14 protein-coding genes are annotated in these 15,323 nt (G+C 67.4%); 7 read left to right on the plus strand and 7 right to left on the minus strand.

Translation table 11 applies throughout. The features are described 5' to 3' along the window. Positions 1-68 precede the first annotated feature (68 nt). Complete coding sequence (locus ACJ7Z0_RS06485) at positions 69-647, plus strand: peroxidase-related enzyme (protein ID WP_434789172.1); 579 nt, start codon at positions 69-71, stop codon at positions 645-647. A 29-nt stretch (positions 648-676) separates the two neighbouring features. Here ACJ7Z0_RS06485 and ACJ7Z0_RS06490 read toward each other — a convergent pair whose 3' ends face one another. From ACJ7Z0_RS06490 to ACJ7Z0_RS06500, 3 genes are read right to left on the minus strand one after another with little or no spacing between them, the layout of a single operon-like run. Next, positions 677-2,428 (minus strand): phosphoethanolamine transferase, encoded by a 1,752-nt coding sequence (locus ACJ7Z0_RS06490; RefSeq protein WP_434789173.1) that lies wholly within the window; start codon positions 2,426-2,428, stop codon positions 677-679. A 57-nt stretch (positions 2,429-2,485) separates the two neighbouring features. Further along, positions 2,486-3,055, minus strand: coding sequence for a phosphatase PAP2 family protein (locus ACJ7Z0_RS06495; RefSeq protein ID WP_434789174.1), 570 nt, complete (start codon positions 3,053-3,055; stop codon positions 2,486-2,488). After that, positions 3,042-3,767 carry a phosphatase PAP2 family protein gene (locus ACJ7Z0_RS06500; RefSeq protein WP_434792619.1) on the minus strand — a complete coding sequence of 242 codons (726 nt, stop codon included), beginning with the start codon at positions 3,765-3,767 and terminating at the stop codon, positions 3,042-3,044. The genes ACJ7Z0_RS06495 and ACJ7Z0_RS06500 overlap by 14 nt, the downstream gene beginning before the upstream one ends. Before the next feature lie 163 nt (positions 3,768-3,930). On the opposite strand from ACJ7Z0_RS06500, the gene ACJ7Z0_RS06505 reads away from it, so the two are divergent. Both ACJ7Z0_RS06505 and ACJ7Z0_RS06510 read left to right on the plus strand, forming a co-directional pair. Next, complete coding sequence (locus ACJ7Z0_RS06505) at positions 3,931-4,605, plus strand: response regulator (RefSeq protein ID WP_434789175.1); 675 nt, start codon at positions 3,931-3,933, stop codon at positions 4,603-4,605. A gap of 82 nt (positions 4,606-4,687) precedes the next feature. Beyond that, positions 4,688-5,953, plus strand: coding sequence for a sensor histidine kinase (locus ACJ7Z0_RS06510; RefSeq protein WP_434792620.1), 1,266 nt, complete (start codon positions 4,688-4,690; stop codon positions 5,951-5,953). A 2-nt stretch (positions 5,954-5,955) separates the two neighbouring features. Here ACJ7Z0_RS06510 and ACJ7Z0_RS06515 read toward each other — a convergent pair whose 3' ends face one another. The 3 genes from ACJ7Z0_RS06515 to ACJ7Z0_RS06525 all read right to left on the minus strand — a co-directional run bounded on the left by ACJ7Z0_RS06515 (position 5,956) and on the right by ACJ7Z0_RS06525 (position 7,742). Beyond that, positions 5,956-6,444 (minus strand): T6SS immunity protein Tdi1 domain-containing protein, encoded by a 489-nt coding sequence (locus ACJ7Z0_RS06515; RefSeq protein ID WP_434789176.1) that lies wholly within the window; start codon positions 6,442-6,444, stop codon positions 5,956-5,958. 68 nt (positions 6,445-6,512) lie between these two features. Then, on the minus strand, positions 6,513-6,935 hold the full coding sequence (locus ACJ7Z0_RS06520; RefSeq protein ID WP_434789177.1) for an acyl-CoA thioesterase: 423 nt from the start codon (positions 6,933-6,935) through the stop codon (positions 6,513-6,515). A 24-nt stretch (positions 6,936-6,959) separates the two neighbouring features. Beyond that, complete coding sequence (locus ACJ7Z0_RS06525) at positions 6,960-7,742, minus strand: SDR family oxidoreductase (RefSeq protein WP_434789178.1); 783 nt, start codon at positions 7,740-7,742, stop codon at positions 6,960-6,962. A 116-nt stretch (positions 7,743-7,858) separates the two neighbouring features. Here ACJ7Z0_RS06525 and ACJ7Z0_RS06530 point away from each other — a divergent pair, with 116 nt between their 5' ends. The 4 genes from ACJ7Z0_RS06530 (at position 7,859) to ACJ7Z0_RS06545 (ending at position 11,646) form a co-directional block, all read left to right on the plus strand. Beyond that, on the plus strand, positions 7,859-9,556 hold the full coding sequence (locus ACJ7Z0_RS06530) for an electron transfer flavoprotein-ubiquinone oxidoreductase (RefSeq protein ID WP_434789179.1): 1,698 nt from the start codon (positions 7,859-7,861) through the stop codon (positions 9,554-9,556). Between the two features lie 173 nt (positions 9,557-9,729). Beyond that, positions 9,730-10,212 carry a tetratricopeptide repeat protein gene (locus ACJ7Z0_RS06535; RefSeq protein WP_434789180.1) on the plus strand — a complete coding sequence of 161 codons (483 nt, stop codon included), beginning with the start codon at positions 9,730-9,732 and terminating at the stop codon, positions 10,210-10,212. A gap of 64 nt (positions 10,213-10,276) precedes the next feature. Next, positions 10,277-10,891 carry an RNA polymerase sigma factor gene (locus ACJ7Z0_RS06540; protein WP_434789181.1) on the plus strand — a complete coding sequence of 205 codons (615 nt, stop codon included), beginning with the start codon at positions 10,277-10,279 and terminating at the stop codon, positions 10,889-10,891. Beyond that, positions 10,888-11,646, plus strand: a complete 759-nt coding sequence (locus ACJ7Z0_RS06545) for an anti-sigma factor (RefSeq protein WP_434789182.1) — start codon at positions 10,888-10,890, stop codon at positions 11,644-11,646. The genes ACJ7Z0_RS06540 and ACJ7Z0_RS06545 overlap by 4 nt, the downstream gene beginning before the upstream one ends. Before the next feature lie 3 nt (positions 11,647-11,649). Here the strand turns inward: ACJ7Z0_RS06545 and ACJ7Z0_RS06550 are convergent, their stop codons facing one another. Further along, on the minus strand, positions 11,650-15,309 hold the full coding sequence (locus ACJ7Z0_RS06550) for a hydantoinase B/oxoprolinase family protein (protein ID WP_434789183.1): 3,660 nt from the start codon (positions 15,307-15,309) through the stop codon (positions 11,650-11,652). Positions 15,310-15,323: the final 14 nt, after the last annotated feature.

A 15,323-nucleotide genomic window follows, 5' to 3' on the forward strand; every position in this document is an offset into this window, starting at 1 on the left:
CCCTGGGGCGGGGCAAGGGGCCGCGGTTGCCTATGATCGATCCTGGCATTCCACCCAGGAGACGAAAAATGGCCGACCGCTACCCTCTTGCCGAGCTGAAAAACCTGCCCGAAGACATCCGCACCGCGATTCTTGCGGTGCAGGAAAAAGCCGGCTTCGTGCCCAACGTTTTCCTCGCGCTCGCGCGCCGCCCGGCCGAGTGGCGGGCCTTCTTCGCGTACCACGACGCGCTGATGCTGAAGGAGGAAGGTTCGCTCACCAAGGGCGACCGCGAGATGATCGTCACCACCACCAGCGCGGCCAACCAGTGCCTTTACTGCGTGGTGGCGCATGGGGCGCTGCTGCGCATCTACGAGAAGAAGCCGCTGGTGGCCGACCAGGTGGCGGTGAACTACCGCAAGGCCGACATCACGCCGCGCCAGCGCGCGATGCTCGACTTTGCGATGAAGGTCTGCGAACGCTCGCACGAGATCGACGATGCCGACTTCACCGCATTGCATGCCCACGGCTTCGACGATGAAGACATCTGGGACATTGCCTCGATCACCGCCTTCTTCGGCCTCAGTAACCGGCTTGCGAGCTTCAGCGGCATGCAGCCGAACCCCGAGTTCTTCTTGATGGGGCGACTGCCCCGGGAGAAGAAATAGCGCGCTCGCTAACCCAGGAACCCAGGAACTCAAGCCTTGTTTCTGCAGGACGCGAGTGCGTCCAATGCGGGCTTGTAGGTGGAGTTGCCCACGTCCATCAGTCCCAGCACGGTGTGAAAGAGGTTGTCGTGCGTGAGCGGCGCATCGAGCCCCGCTTCCATGCACGGGCGCGAGAGCTTGCGGCGCTGGCTCATGCCGTCGCTGAACCAGGTGACCATGGGCACGTGCTTCTGGGCCTCCGGAGCAAAGCTGTAGGGCACGCCGTGCAGGAACAGGCCGTACTCGCCAAGCGATTCGCCATGGTCGCTCACGTAGAGCAAGGCCGGGTCGTACTGGTTCGACTGCGCCTTGAGCCAGTCGATGGTCCGGCCGAGGAAGCGGTCGGTCTGGGCAATCGAGTTGTCATACACGTTCTGCAGCTCCGCATGTCCGCACTCGGCCAGCGCATTGGTCTTGCACTCGGGCAGGAAGCGCTTCATGTCCGGCGCCGAGCGCTTGTAGTAGGCCGGCCCGTGGCTGCCCATCTGGTGCATGACCAGCACCACGCCCTTGGCGCGGCGCTCGGCCGGCAGCGCCGCAATGCGCGCATCGAGCCCCTTGAGCATCACGTCGTCCAGGCATTCCTCACCATCGCACAGCGCGCTCTTCTGCGCCGATGAAAGACTGTCGAACGCAGATGCGTTCGGAATGCGGGTGCAGACATCCTTGCAGCCGGCCTGGTTGTCGAGCCACAGCACCGCCAGCCCCGCGGCCTGGAGCACGTCGACAAGGTTCTCGTAGTCGTCCTTGCGCGATTCATAGCCCTGCTTGCCCAGCGGCGAGAACATGCACGGCACGGAGGCCAGCGTATTGGTGCCACATGAATGCACATCCCGATAGCTCAGCACGCCGCGCGCGGCCAGTTCGGGCGTGGTGTCGCGCGCATAGCCGTTGAGGCCGAAGTGGTCGGCCCGGGCCGTCTCGCCCACCACCATCACGAACATCGGCGGACGCGCCTGGCCCGCATAGCTCGCACCCAGGGCCGTGCCGGCGGTGATCGGAATCAGCTTGCGGCTGCGCTTGAACATCGGCTTGAGGAGCACCGAGCCGGCCGAATACAGGCTGGCCACCGGATTCATCATGTAGCGCAGGTGGATGTTGTTGCGCATCAGCGGGGCAAGCTGCCGGTTCATCGACACGGCGGCGACCAGCGCCACCGCCACCGCCAGCAGCAGCAGCGCCGCATTGCGCCAGAGCCTGGAGACGAAGCGCATCGGCACGATGCGCGCCCGCCAGAGGGCGAGGCCCGGGAGCAGGACGACCACCAGAACATGGAAAGCCATGCGCCAGCTCATGAGGTCGCGCGCTTCGTTCGGGTCGGTCTGCAGCACGTTGGCGATCATGGTCGGATCCATCACCACGCGGTACTCGATCATGTAGTGCTGGACGAACGCGGCCAGCAGCACCACCGCGAACCACAGCGGCTTCATCCAGCGCGACCACGCGGTGAAGGACAGCAGTGCCACGGTGGCGCACACCACGAGCACTGCCATGGCGGCGGTCGTTGGCAGGTAGGCGCTGGGTGCACCGCCGATGCGCGCCAGTTCGTTCCACAGCGGCCAGTTGGCGGCCGCCGCGAGATAGATCGCGAGCCACACCACCACCCGCTGCGCCGAGCGCGGCCGTGTGAGCCACAGGTCGATGCGCGCCCAAAGCGCGTGTGCAAACGCCAGGTACGGCGCACTGGCTGCGGGCAGTTCCATGCCGCGCGCGGGCGCGGGTTCGATTCGCGAAATAGACATGCGCCGACTGTAGAAAGCGCAACTGAAGGAAGCCTGAATTGCGCGTTCAGCCGGCGTTCAGACTCGAGCCCTTCTTGCTCTCAACCTGGGCCGCATGTAGGCCCTGAGCGCCAGGTTCAGCGGCCGGCTGACGCCGCGCTCCACCACGATCGACACCAGGGCGGCCAGGATGGCGCCGACCACCACGTCGAACGGAAAGTGCAGCCCCAGGAACACCCGGCTCCATCCGACCACCGCGGCCACTGCCAGCGCCGCGCACATGGGCGCGCGCCAGGGCAGGCACCAGAGCGAAAACGCCGCAGCGAAGGTGCACGCCGCATGCAGGCTGGGGAACCCCGGCCGTGCGCCCTGCGGCGCCCACTGGATGCCCAGGCCGTAGAAAGCGGGCCGCTGGAACGGCATGGCCGAACGAAACACGTTCACGATGAGCCAGACCGCCAGCACGCTGACCAGCGCGGTGAAGCAGGCATAGCGCAGGCGCCGGTCGAGCGCCGCACCGCCGACGATCGCGACGGCCAGTAAAGCCGGCAGCACATCGGAGGCAAAGCGCGCGAAATAGATGCTCCACGCCGGTGCCGCGGCGCCAGCGTTGATCAGCGCGAACAGGGAGACATCAAGAGCCTGCATGCAGGACCGCAGGTTCGGCGGCGGACAGTCGGGAAGTGCGGGGTGCGGCGGCCAGGTCGATGGCAAAGCCCACCACCCAGCAGATCCACGCCGTCCACAGCGTGTGGCTCATGTAGTGCGCGCCCCGCAGCTGCTGCGACAGCCCCAGCGCAAGACCCGCGGCCAGCGACACGCCGAGCCACACGAGCGCGGCGCGCGGCGACACCCTGCGCAGCACGAAATAGCCGCCCAGGTAGGCGAAGGCCGCAGAGGCATGGCCGGCCGGAAAACACCCGCCCGGGCCGCCGTCATAGACCCTCCATGCCCAATGCGACACGTGGCTTGCGACGCCGCCGAATTCCTTCAGGTCCCAGGGGCAGCTCGTGTGGCTTGCTCGCTTGAGCACGCTGACAGCAACCACCGAAAGCAGCACGGTGAAAGCCAGCTGCGCCCGGGCGCGAACCGGCAGCCGCCGCAGGATGCCCAGCGGCCAGCGGATGCCGGCAAACAGCGCAATCACGAACAGCCAGCTCAGGTTCTTGGCGCTTTCGTGCATGACATGGACCAGAAAGGCGTTGTCGCGCAGCGGAAACCCCATGGGCGTGCCCGCGAGCCTCGCCAGGACGAGGTCGCCCCCGGTGGCGTCCCAGCCCAGCAGGAGTACCAGCGCCAGAAGGGTCATGGCCCCCGGACGAAGATTCGAAACAGTCGGCAGATTCAGCACACGCGTCATGAGCAGGGAAACAAGCAGCAGAAAAACAAGTCCGGGAAACCCCATGAGCCTACGTTCCTGGTCTGAACCGATCCTGAAGCGGCCTGAACGAAAGCTGACGCACTCCCCGACCACGCGGCGGTCGGCGCTAGACTCGGTTTTTTGAAAGAAAGAGTGACCTCGCGTGCGCATATTGCTCGTCGAAGATGACAGTGCGTTGGCAGACGCCGTTTGCAGCTACCTGATTGCGAAGGCTTTCGTGGTCGACGTGGCGTCCAGCCTTGCCGAGGCCCGGGGCGCCCTGCATTCGGTGCAATACGCCGCTGTGCTGCTCGACCTGCACCTGGGCGACGGCGACGGCCTTTCGCTGCTGCCGCAGGTGCGCGCGCTGCGCGAGCCGCCCATCGTCATCGTGCTGACCGCGCGCGACCAGGTCACTGACCGCATCCGCGGGCTCGATGCCGGCGCCGACGACTACCTCATCAAGCCTTACGACCCGGCCGAGCTGCTGGCGCGGCTGCGCGCGGTCGAGCGGCGGCGCAGCGCCGGCTCTGCGCCGGTGCTCCACCTCGGCACGCTGGAGATCGACCTGGCGCAGGACCGGGTCCGCAAGGACGGGAATCCCGTCGTCCTGACCCAGAAGGAATGGGCGCTGCTGCGCGTCATGGCGACGCGGCCCGAACGCATCCACACCCGCGAGAACCTGGCCGATGCGCTCTACGGCTTCGGCGACGAGGCCGACAGCAACACGCTCGAGGTGTTCATCAGCCGGCTGCGGCGCAAGCTCGGCAAGAGCCATATCCAGACACTGCGCGGCCTCGGCTATCGCCTGTCGACTTCGGCAGACGACGACGAATGAACGCAGTTCTCCCCCCACCGGCCCCGACACGCTGGCCGGCCGCCTGACTCGCACGCTGATCGTCTGGGTGGGCGGCGTGTGGATGCTGTGCGTGCTGGCCGTGGTCTGGTATGTGGACCGCGAGATCAACCACAACTTCGACAATGAGCTGGTGGAGGTGTCGCACCGCATGTTCGACATGGCGGTGCAGGAACTCGACAAGCGGCAGCAAGGCGGCACCCCGGCCACCATGCCGCTGGTCGCGCCCAAGCAGCTGTTCTCGGAAGACGCCGTGAACTACCAGGTCGTGGACATCCACGAGCATGTGCTGCTGCGCTCGGCCGAAGCGCCGAATGATGCCTTCGACGTTCCGCTGGCCGCCGGCTTCGCGAACAGCCAGACCTGGCGCATCTACACCGTGCGGCATCCCACGCGAGGCCTCTACTTCCAGGTGGCCGATCCGCTCGACGAGCGCCGCACGGCGCTGAACCGCACGCTCTACGGCCTGATCATTCCCCTGGGCGCCGTGCTGCCGCTGCTGGCGCTGGTGCTGCGCAGCGTGGCGCGCACCGAGCTGCGCGTGCTGCAGCAGCTTGCGGGCGAGATCGAGAAGCGCAGCGGCTCCGACCTGCGGCCCATCACCCTGCCCGGCCTGCCGAGGGAGCTGCGTTCGGTGGGCGACCACGTCAACAGCCTGCTGGAGCGCCTGTCGCAGTCGCTCGACGTGGAGCGCGCGCTGGCTGCCAATGCGGCCCACGAGCTGCGAACGCCCCTGGCCGCGGCGCGGCTACGCCTGCAGACCGCGCTCGAGCACGACCTGCGGCGCAACGATGTCCAGGCCGCGCTCGACGCGCTGCAAATCCTCAGCCACCGCACCGAGAAGCTGCTCCAGCTCTCGCGCGCCGAATCCGGCGCGTCGCTTGCGCGCTCACGGGTCGACCTGGTCCAGCTTGCGGGCGCGGTGGTGCAGGAATTCTGGAACGACCCGCAGCTCAGCGAACGCCTGGCGCTCAAGGTGCCCGACGCCATCGCGCCCGTTACCTCGGGCGACGTCGACGCACTGGCCATCGCGCTGCGCAACCTGGTGGAAAACGCGCTGCGCTACAGCGGCAGCGGCCGCGTGGTGATCGAGGTGATGGCACCCTGCACGCTCGCGGTGCGCGACTTCGGCCCGGGCGTCAGCGCAGAGCAGCTCGCCACGCTGCAGCAGCGCCACGTGCGGCACAGCTCCGACCGCGCGGGTTACGGGCTGGGCCTGTCGATCGTGGGCACCATCGTCGAGAAGCACAACGCGAAGCTCGAACTGGCTTCGCCGCCGGCAGGCGCCGCCAGCGGGTTCGAGGCGCGCATCGTGCTGCGGCCGGCCTGAGGCTAATCGCAGAGCCCTTGCATCTGGGCAACGATGTGCATGAAGACCCAGACATTTCCCTTGCCGTAGGTCGAAGGCTCGCCGGAGCCACCCAGGAACGGGTAAGGCTCTGGGACATAGATCTCCTCGGTCTTCAACGGACCCGCTCGCTTGCGGACCTGTGCCACGTGATCGGCACGCAGCACGTAGCCAGCGAAGCCGGGGTCCTTGAGCACCTTTTCCTCGAACCGGGCGACGCTCGGAAATACGCCATAGGACTTTGCGCCCTTCGAGAAGGGATGAAGGACGATGTACTCATCACTCGCACGCGCGCGAAGAAAGAAATGGCCCAGCTTCGAGTACCCGACGATCTCGTCGTATTTCTTGAAATGCCGGGACCAGCACTCGAGCTTTGTCGCAGGCAGCGGTGCCGTCAGCGTGTACAGCGTATCCGCGGTTACCGCTGAAGCGGCGCCCAATGAAAATACGAGTGTCAGCAGCTTTCGCAGCATGGGTTCTCCAAGTGAAACTGAGGTTTGCAGTGGCGAGCAAGCACCAGCAGTCTTCTCGGCATCTCGCCCTATTCGCTCACCAGCGCGCGCAGCCAGTCAGGCAAGGCCAGCGCCTTCTGCTTCGGAAAATCGACCCAGATCGTGGTCGCTCCACCCGCCGCGCAGACCACGTCGGGCGCATCGGCGCGCGCCATGGTGGCCCAGCTCTCGAAGGTGGTTCGGCCCGGGTCGCTCACGTACATCTTGAGCAGCACGTCACCCGGATATTCGATCTGGCGATAGAAATTGCAGAAGGCATTGACGATCACCATGCCTTCGCCGCCCGGCTCGGGCTCGAAGCCTATGGAGTGCATCCAGTCGATTCGCGCGGTTTCCAGGTAGCGAAAGTAGGTGCCGTTGTTGAGGTGGCCCATGGCGTCCATGTCGCCCCAGCGGATGGGGATGAACATCTCGTACACGAGCTTCTTCTTTTCGGGGATTTCGATTCTCATCGGTGGATCTTGCGTGAGGAAAGCTCAGAGCGCGAACCCGTCGTCCGCGGCAATCACCGCGCCGTTCACGAAGTGGCTCTGCCCGCTGGCCAGCAGCACGATCAGGCCGTCGAGGTCTTCGGGCTTGCCCACGCGCTTGCGCGGCAGCATGTTCACCAGCTTGGCGCCGCCCTCGGAAAGCCAGTGGTCCTCGTTGAGTTCGGTCGTGATGTAGCCCGGGCACAGCGCGTTCACGTTGATGCCGAAGCGGCCCCATTCGAGCGCCATGGCCTTGGTCATCTGCACCACGGCGGCCTTGCTCATGCAGTAGGTGCCGAGCTGCGGCAGCACCTTGAGCGCCGCCACCGAGGCGATGTTGATGATGCGCCCGCCGATGTAGGTGCCCGGCGCCGAACCGTCGGCGCGCGCCAGCATGCGCTTGCACACCTCCTGCGCGACGAAGAACGAACCCTTCACGTTGGTGTCGAAGATGTAGTCGTAGTCGCCGGGCGCCACGTCCTGCAGGCGCTGGGTGGTGCTCACGCCCGAGTTGTTGACCAGGACATCAATGGGGCCCACCTCGGTCTCGGCGCGCGCCACGGCGGCCTTGATGCTGCCGATGTCGGTCACGTCGAGCTCGACCACATGGGCGTCTCCGCCCTCGCCCTCGATGCGTGCGCGCAGCTCCTTGAGCTTCTCGACCCGGCGGCTTGCCAGCACCACCGCCGCACCGGCGCGCGCCAGCGTCTTGGCAAACTGCGCGCCCAGGCCGCTGGAAGCGCCGGTGACAAAGGCCACGCGGCCTGAAAGGTCGATGCTGTAAGCCATGGAAGAGGGTCCTGTTGAATCGTTGCCGAGTCGCCGAGGCGACGCCCCGCACTCCACATAAAATGTTTCGCGCCCTCGAAGCGTCCGAGCCTCAAATCATTATCGACGAGACCCACATGACCCACGACGAAATCCTCGCCCAGTTCGGCCCCCGCGAATCCATGGAATACGACGTGGTGGTCGTCGGCGGCGGCCCGGCCGGCCTCTCGACCGCCATCCGGCTCAAGCAGCTGGCCGCCCACCACGAAAAGGAAATCTCGGTCGTGGTGCTCGAGAAAGGCTCCGAGCCCGGCGCGCACATTCTCTCGGGCGCCATCATGGACCCGCGCGCCCTCAACGAGCTGCTGCCCGACTGGAAGGAACAGGGCGCCCCGCTCAACCAGCCCGTCACCGACGACGCGATGGTGTTCCTCGGCGAAAAGTCGGGCCTGCGCACGCCCAATGCCTTTTTGCCGGCCTGCTTCCAGAACCACGGCAACTACATCATCAGCCTGAGCGACTTCACCAAGTGGCTGGCGCAGCAGGCCGAGAACCTGGGCGTGGAGATCTTCCCGGGCTTCCCGGCTGCCGAAGTGCTCTACAACGAGAACGGCTCGGTGCGCGGCGTTGCGACCGGCAACCTGGGCGTGGGCAAGGACGGCGAACCCACCGAGAACTTCCAGCTCGGCATGGAGCTCCTGGGCAAGTACACCGTGTTTGCCGAAGGCGCGCGCGGCCACCTGGGCCGCCAGCTGATCGCCAGGTTCAAGCTGGACGAAGGCAAGGACCCGCAGACCTACGGCCTCGGCGTGAAGGAAGTGTGGGAAATCGACCCCAAGCGCCACCAGCCCGGCTTCGTGCTGCACACCGCGGGCTGGCCGATGAAGAGCGACACCTACGGCGGCGCCTTCCTCTATCACATGGAAGACAACAAGATCTCCATGGGCTTCATCACCGGCCTGGACTACAGCAACCCGTACCTGAGCCCGTTCGAGGAAATGCAGCGCTGGAAGCTGCATCCCAACATCCGCTGGTACCTGGAAGGCGACGAAGCCAAGGGCATCAAGCCCGCCAAGCGCATTGGCTACGGCGCGCGCGCCATCACGGCCGGCGGCCTGATGTCACTGCCCAAGACGGTGTTCCCGGGCGGCGCGCTGGTCGGCTGCGAGGCCGGCTACCTCAACGTGAGCCGCATCAAGGGCAGCCACGCCGCCATCAAGACCGGCATGCTGGCCGCCGAAGCCGCCTACGACGCCGTTCAGGCCGGACGCCAGCACGACGAACTCACGGCCTACCCGGCCGCCTTCGAGAAGAGCTGGCTCTACACCGAGCTGAACAAGGCACGCAACTTCAAGGCCTGGTTCAAGAAGGGCCTGGGCGTTGCCACCTTCATGAACGGCATCGAGCAGTGGCTGCTCAAGGGCCACATTCCATGGACCCTGCACCGCCACAAGCCCGACCACCTGTACCTCAAGCCCGCGGCGGAGTGCAAGCCCATCGTCTATCCAAAGCCGGACGGCAAGCTCACCTTCGACCGGCTGTCGAGCGTGTTCATCAGCAACACCAACCACGAGGAACAGCAGCCGGCCCACCTGACGCTCAAGGATGCGTCGGTTCCGGTGAACATCAACCTGTCGAAGTTTGCCGGCCCTGAAAGCCGCTACTGCCCGGCCGGCGTCTACGAGTTCGTCGGCACCGAAGACGGCAAGCAGCGCCTGCAGATCAATGCGCAGAACTGCGTGCATTGCAAGACCTGCGACATCAAGGACCCGACCCAGAATATCGTCTGGGTCACGCCCGAAGGCGGCGGCGGGCCGAATTACGTGGGGATGTGAGAAGGCCAGCGCGATGGATGAAGCCCTCTTCGGAGGGCTTTTTCGTTTCTGGAGCAGATTTTTTTCGCGCCGATGCATCCGATCCGAACCCCACGGCGTAAGTGTGAGCAGGACGGCGATGCATGTCGCCATCCGCCAACCCATTCAACGACCCTTCGAGAGGATATTCAGCCATGAACACCATGCTCCACCGCATCGCCATCGCCGCCACCCTGGCGCTGGCCGCCGCCCACGCCCTTGCCGCGGACCCTGTGCCCGCCGCGCCGGCCGCCAAGGCCGCGCCGGCCAGCAACCTGGGCGTCGCCCGCGCGCTCATCGCCGACAGCAAGTGGCCGGCCGCCATCACCGAGCTGGAGCGCGTCAACGACAGCGGCAACGCCGACTGGAACAACCTCATGGGCTACACGCTGCGCAAGTCGGGCGCGGGCAAGTGGACGGCTTCGGAGAAGTACTACGACACCGCGCTCAAGATCGACCCCAGCCACCGCGGCGCGCTCGAATACTCGGGCGAGCTGTACCTCTCGATGGGCGACCTGACCAAGGCCGAGCAGCGACTCGCCGCGCTGGGCCAGGCCTGCAACATGAGCTGCCCCGAGTACAAGGACCTGAAGGCATCGGTCGAGGGCTTCAAGGCCAACGGCGGCAAGAAGAGCTGAAGCCCGGCAGCGGCCGCTCGACCGCAGTGCCGCAAACGCCGCTACGGGTGCAATACTCGCGCGCATGAATGGACATCTTCCGGACAGCCTGCAGGCGCTGCTCGCCGGCGCGGCGCGCGGCGACCATGCCTGCTTCGCGCAGGTCTACGAGCGCACGCACCGGCACCTGTTCGGCATCGCGGTGCGCATGCTGGGCCATGAACAGTCCGCCGAAGACGTACTGCAAGAGGCCTACGTGAGCATCTGGAAGAACGCGGGCAGCTACCGCGCCACCGTCGACGGGCAGGAGATCCAGCCGATCACCTGGCTGATCGCGATCGTGCGCAACAAGGCGCTCGATGCGCTGCGCGCCCGCACCCGCCGCGGCGCTCACGAGCAACTGCAACAGCACATCGACGATGACGAGGACGATGCCGCCGCAACGCCGCAGGGCACAGACACCGCCCCCGGCGCGCTGCAGCTCTTCGAGCAGGCCATGCACGCGCTGCGCATCGAAGGCTGCATGGCGGCGCTCGACGGCAGCTTTCGCCAGAGCCTCGCGCTCGCCTACTACCAGGGCCTCTCGCACACCGAGGTGGCCGCGCAGATGAATGCGCCGCTGGGATCGGTCAAGGCCTGGATACGCCGCGGCCTCGACAAGCTGCGCACCTGCCTGATCGCGCAGGGGGTGGCGCCATGAGGTACACCGACACCCGATTGCTCGATGCGCTGGCATCGGCCTATGTGCTGGGCACGCTGGCCGGGGGCGCGCGGCGGCGCTTCGAGCGCCTGCAGCGCGACCGCGCCGACGTGCGTGCGCACGTGGCGCAGTGGGAGCAACGGCTGGGCCAGCTGGCCCTGCCGGTGCCGGCGCGCCAGCCGTCGGCCGAGCTCTGGCGGGCGATCGCCGCGCGCACGCGGCCCGTCGGAGCACGCGAAACCGCAAGCTCGCGCTGGCCCGCCTGGCTTCGTCCCGCAGGCTTCGGGTTCGGCGGCCTCGCAGCCGGCGTGATCGCCGCGAGCGCGCTGTTTCTCTCGGCGCCCGGCCTCTTCCTGTCGAGCGACCAGCTCGCGATGCGCTCGGGCGAGCGGTTGCCGCAAAGCTATGTGGGCGTGCTGAACGACGCGCAGGGCCAGGGCCGGCTGCTCGTGAGTTCGCTGCGGCACGGCAAGACGCTCACGCTCAAGGTGCTGGGCACCGCGCCTCTTACGGGCCTTGCGCCCGCGCTGGCTGCCGACGAGCGGCTGGTGTTGTGGGCCTTGCCCGCCGACGGGGCGCCCTTCGCCATCGGCACGGTTCCGGCGGGCGGCACGCAGGTGTCGACGCTCCCCGACACGTCCGAGAAGCTTCTGTTGAAGGTTTCGCGCCTCGTCGTCACGCGCGAGCGCACGGCCACGCCCTCGGCGCCGAGCGCCGATGTGGTGTTGAGCGGGAGCTGCGCCAAGCTCTGGTGAGGCTCAGCGCACCGCCTCGCCCCACCCGCCGCCACCAGGCGTCTCGATCACGAACACATCGCCAGGGTGCATCTGCACCTGCCCGATGTGGTCCAGCGTCTCGACCGTGCCGCCGGCCCGCTCCACGCGGTTGATACCCACCGCGCCGGCGTCGCCGCCCGCTCCGCCGAACGCACCATAGAGCCGGCCATTGCTGAGGATGGATGCCGTCATCGGCGCCAGGAAGCGCACGCGCCGTACGCCGCCGTCGCCGCCACGCCAGCGCCCTGCCCCGCCCGAGCCTGCGCGCAAGCGGTAGCTGTCGAGCCGCACCGGGTAGCGGAATTCGAGCACCTCGGGGTCGGTCAGACGCGAATTGGTCATGTGGGTCTGCACCACGCTCGTGCCGTCGAAGTCCGGGCCCGCGCCCGAGCCGCCCGAGATGGTCTCGTAGTACTGGTGCTCGCCGTCGCCGAAGGTGAAGTTGTTCATGGTGCACTGGCTCGCGGCCATGACGCCCAGCGCGCCGTAGAGCGCATTGGTCACGCAGCTCGAGGTTTCGACGTTGCCCGCCACCACCGCGGCCGGCGGCAGCGGATTGAGCATGCAGCCATTCGGCACGATCACCTCGATGGGTTTCAGGCAGCCCGCGTTGAGCGGAATGTCGTCGTCCACCAGCGTGCGGAACACGTACAGCACGGCCGCCATGGTGATGGCGCGCGGCGCATTGAAGTTGTTGGCCAGTTGCGCGCTGGTGCCCGTGAAATCCACCGTGGCCGAGCGCGCGACTGCATCGACCGTGACCCGCACGCGGATCTGCGCGCCGTTGTCCAGCGGCAGCGTGAACTCGCCATTCTTCAGCGCCGTGATGACGCGGCGCACCGACTCCTCGGCGTTGTCCTGCACGTGGCCCATGTAGGCGGCGACGGTCTCGCGGCCGAACTGCGCCACCATGGCCTGCAGCTCCTGCACGCCCTTCTCGTTGGCGGCGATCTGCGCACGCAGGTCGGCCAGGTTCTGCTCGATGTTGCGCGACGGATGCGCGCCGCTCCCCAGCAGTGCGCGCAGTTCGGCCTCGCGCAGGCGGCCGCCCTCGACCAGCTTGAAGTTGTCGATCAGCACGCCTTCATCGCCGATGGTGGCCGAAAACGGCGGCATCGAGCCCGGCGTGATGCCGCCCACGTCGGCATGGTGGCCGCGTGAGGCCACGTAGAACGACGGCCGCGCATCGCCCGCTTCCAGGTACACCGGCGTCACCACCGTGATGTCGGGCAGGTGCGTGCCGCCGTGGTAGGGGTCGTTCAGCACGAAGACGTCGCCGGGCTTCATGCCGGGGTTGCCGTCGATCACGGTCTTGATCGACTCGCTCATCGAGCCCAGGTGCACCGGCATGTGCGGCGCATTGGCAATCAGGTTGCCCTGCACGTCGAACAGCGCGCAAGAAAAGTCGAGCCGCTCCTTGATGTTGACCGAGTAGGCCGTGTTCTGCAGCCGCAGGCCCATCTGCTCGGCGATGTTCATGAAGAGGTTGTTGAACACCTCGAGCATCACCGGATCGGCGCTGGTGCCCATGGCCTGCGTGGCCACGCGCGGGCGCACCCGGTGCAGCTCGATGCCGGCAGCGGTGGCGCGCGCCTGCCAGCCGGGCTCGATCACCGTGGTCGCATTGCGGCCCGCGAGGATGGCGGGGCCGTCGATGGTTGCACCGGGCTTGAGGGCCGCCTCGTCGAACAGCGCGGCGTCGCGCCAGCCGGCGGCTTTTTCGTCGGCCTCGCAATACATCCGTACGGCCGCCAGCGGTTCGGGTGAATTGAAGGCAACCTCGGCCTGCACGGCCGGTGGCGCGCCACGTTCGCCGGCCCCCACGGCCTCCACCGTCACCGCTTCGATCACGAGTGCGCGCTCGGCCATCAGGAAGGCGAAGCGGCGCCGGTAGCCGGTTTCGAATTCGTCGCGCATCGCGGCGATGGCCTCGTTGACCGTGCCCGCCATGGGCAGCGTGCAGGCCAGCGCGGTGTCGGTGCCTTCGTAGCGAAGCTGCACGCGGTGCACCAAGGCGATGACCGCATCCGCCACGCCCTGCTCGCGCAGCTCGCCCTTCGCCTGCGCGGCAAGGGTGCCCGCGGCATCGCGCGCCGCGGCCAGCCCTTCTGCATCGAGCCTGCGCTCCAGCGCCAGCTCGCGCATCGCCAGCTGATCGGCCAGCCCCATGCCGAAGGCCGAGAGTACGCCCGCCAGCGGATGCAGGTAGATGCTGCCCATGCCCAGCGCATCGGCCACCAGGCAGGCGTGCTGGCCGCCCGCGCCGCCGAAGCACTGCAGCGTGTACTGCGTGACGTCGTAGCCGCGCGCCACCGAAATGCGCTTGATGGCGTTGGCCATGCTGGCGACTGCGATGCGCAGCGCGCCGCTCGCCACTTCTTCCGCGCTCACGCGGCGGCCGGTCGCTTCCGACATGCGGCGCGCCATGGCGTCGAAGCCGCTTCGTGCCGCTGCCAGGTCGAGCGGCTCATCGGCGCTCGGACCGAACACACGTGGAAAGTGCGAAGGCTGGATCTTGCCGAGCAGCACGTTCGCATCGGTGGTGGTGAGCGGACCGCCGCGCCGGTAGCTGGCCGGCCCCGGGTTGGCCCCGGCCGACTCCGGCCCCACGCGCAGCCGCGCGCCGTCGAAGGCGATGACCGAGCCGCCGCCCGCGGCCACCGTGTGGATGCTCATCATCGGCGCGCGCATGCGCACGCCGGCCACCTGGGTCTCGAAGGAGCGCTCGAACTCGCCGGCATAGTGCGACACGTCGGTGGAGGTGCCGCCCATGTCGAAGCCGATCACGCGCGCATGCCCGGCGTCCAGCGCGGTGCGCACCATGCCGACGATGCCGCCCGCCGGGCCGGAAAGAATCGCGTCCTTGCCCTGGAAGCGGTCGGCCTGCGTGAGCCCGCCCGAACTCTGCATGAAGAACAGCGGCACGCCCGGCATCTGCCGCGACACCTGTTCCACGTAGCGCCGCAGGATCGGGCTCAGGTAGGCATCGACCACCGTGGTGTCGCCGCGCGGCACCAGCTTCATGAGCGGACTGGTCTTGTGCGACACAGACACCTGCGTGAAGCCGACGGCCCGTGCGATGCGCTCGGCCGCGAGCTCGTGCGCGGTGTAGCGCCAGCCATGCATGAAGACGATCGCGCAGGCGCGCAGGCCGGCATCGAAGGCCTCTTGCAGCGCAGTGCGCAAGGCGCCCTCGTCCAGCGGCTGCACGACGCCGCCTTGCGCGTCCATGCGCTCGCCGGCCTCGATCACGCGTTCGTAGAGCAGCTCGGGCAGCACGATGCGGCGGTCGAACAGCCGCGGCCGCGCCTGCGTGGCGATGCGCAGCGCATCGCGAAATCCCGCTGTTGTGACCAGCACCGTGGGCTCGCCCTTGCGCTCCAGCAGCGCGTTTGTGGCCACCGTGGTGCCCATCTTCACGCACTCGACACGCTCGGGAGTGACGGGCTCGCCCGGCTTGAGCTTCAGCAGGCGGCGGATGCCTTCGACGGCGGCATCCTTGTATTGCTCGGGGTTCTCGGACAGCAGCTTGAGCGTGTGCAGCTCGCCCTCGGGGTCGCGGCCGACCAGGTCGGTGAAGGTGCCTCCGCGGTCGATCCAGAATTGCCAGCGGTTGCCGAGGGGGGTGGGTTGGTCTTGCATGATGAGGTGGTCGC

It is taken from the genome of Variovorax palleresanus (assembly GCF_051144945.1).
Lineage (GTDB): Bacteria > Pseudomonadota > Gammaproteobacteria > Burkholderiales > Burkholderiaceae_C > Variovorax > Variovorax paradoxus_S.

What these genes read in the sequence shown, in the direction of transcription:
- ACJ7Z0_RS06485 (WP_434789172.1), top strand. Translation starts at nt 69, where the DNA reads ATGGCCGACCGCTACCCTCTTGCCGAGCTGAAAAACCTGCCCGAAGAC.
- ACJ7Z0_RS06490 (WP_434789173.1), bottom strand. Translation starts at nt 2,428, where the DNA reads ATGTCTATTTCGCGAATCGAACCCGCGCCCGCGCGCGGCATGGAACTG.
- ACJ7Z0_RS06495 (WP_434789174.1), bottom strand. Translation starts at nt 3,055, where the DNA reads ATGCAGGCTCTTGATGTCTCCCTGTTCGCGCTGATCAACGCTGGCGCC.
- ACJ7Z0_RS06500 (WP_434792619.1), bottom strand. Translation starts at nt 3,767, where the DNA reads ATGACGCGTGTGCTGAATCTGCCGACTGTTTCGAATCTTCGTCCGGGG.
- ACJ7Z0_RS06510 (WP_434792620.1), top strand. Translation starts at nt 4,688, where the DNA reads ATGCTGTGCGTGCTGGCCGTGGTCTGGTATGTGGACCGCGAGATCAAC.
- ACJ7Z0_RS06515 (WP_434789176.1), bottom strand. Translation starts at nt 6,444, where the DNA reads ATGCTGCGAAAGCTGCTGACACTCGTATTTTCATTGGGCGCCGCTTCA.
- ACJ7Z0_RS06520 (WP_434789177.1), bottom strand. Translation starts at nt 6,935, where the DNA reads ATGAGAATCGAAATCCCCGAAAAGAAGAAGCTCGTGTACGAGATGTTC.
- ACJ7Z0_RS06525 (WP_434789178.1), bottom strand. Translation starts at nt 7,742, where the DNA reads ATGGCTTACAGCATCGACCTTTCAGGCCGCGTGGCCTTTGTCACCGGC.
- ACJ7Z0_RS06530 (WP_434789179.1), top strand. Translation starts at nt 7,859, where the DNA reads ATGACCCACGACGAAATCCTCGCCCAGTTCGGCCCCCGCGAATCCATG.
- ACJ7Z0_RS06535 (WP_434789180.1), top strand. Translation starts at nt 9,730, where the DNA reads ATGAACACCATGCTCCACCGCATCGCCATCGCCGCCACCCTGGCGCTG.
- ACJ7Z0_RS06540 (WP_434789181.1), top strand. Translation starts at nt 10,277, where the DNA reads ATGAATGGACATCTTCCGGACAGCCTGCAGGCGCTGCTCGCCGGCGCG.
- ACJ7Z0_RS06545 (WP_434789182.1), top strand. Translation starts at nt 10,888, where the DNA reads ATGAGGTACACCGACACCCGATTGCTCGATGCGCTGGCATCGGCCTAT.
- ACJ7Z0_RS06550 (WP_434789183.1), bottom strand. Translation starts at nt 15,309, where the DNA reads ATGCAAGACCAACCCACCCCCCTCGGCAACCGCTGGCAATTCTGGATC.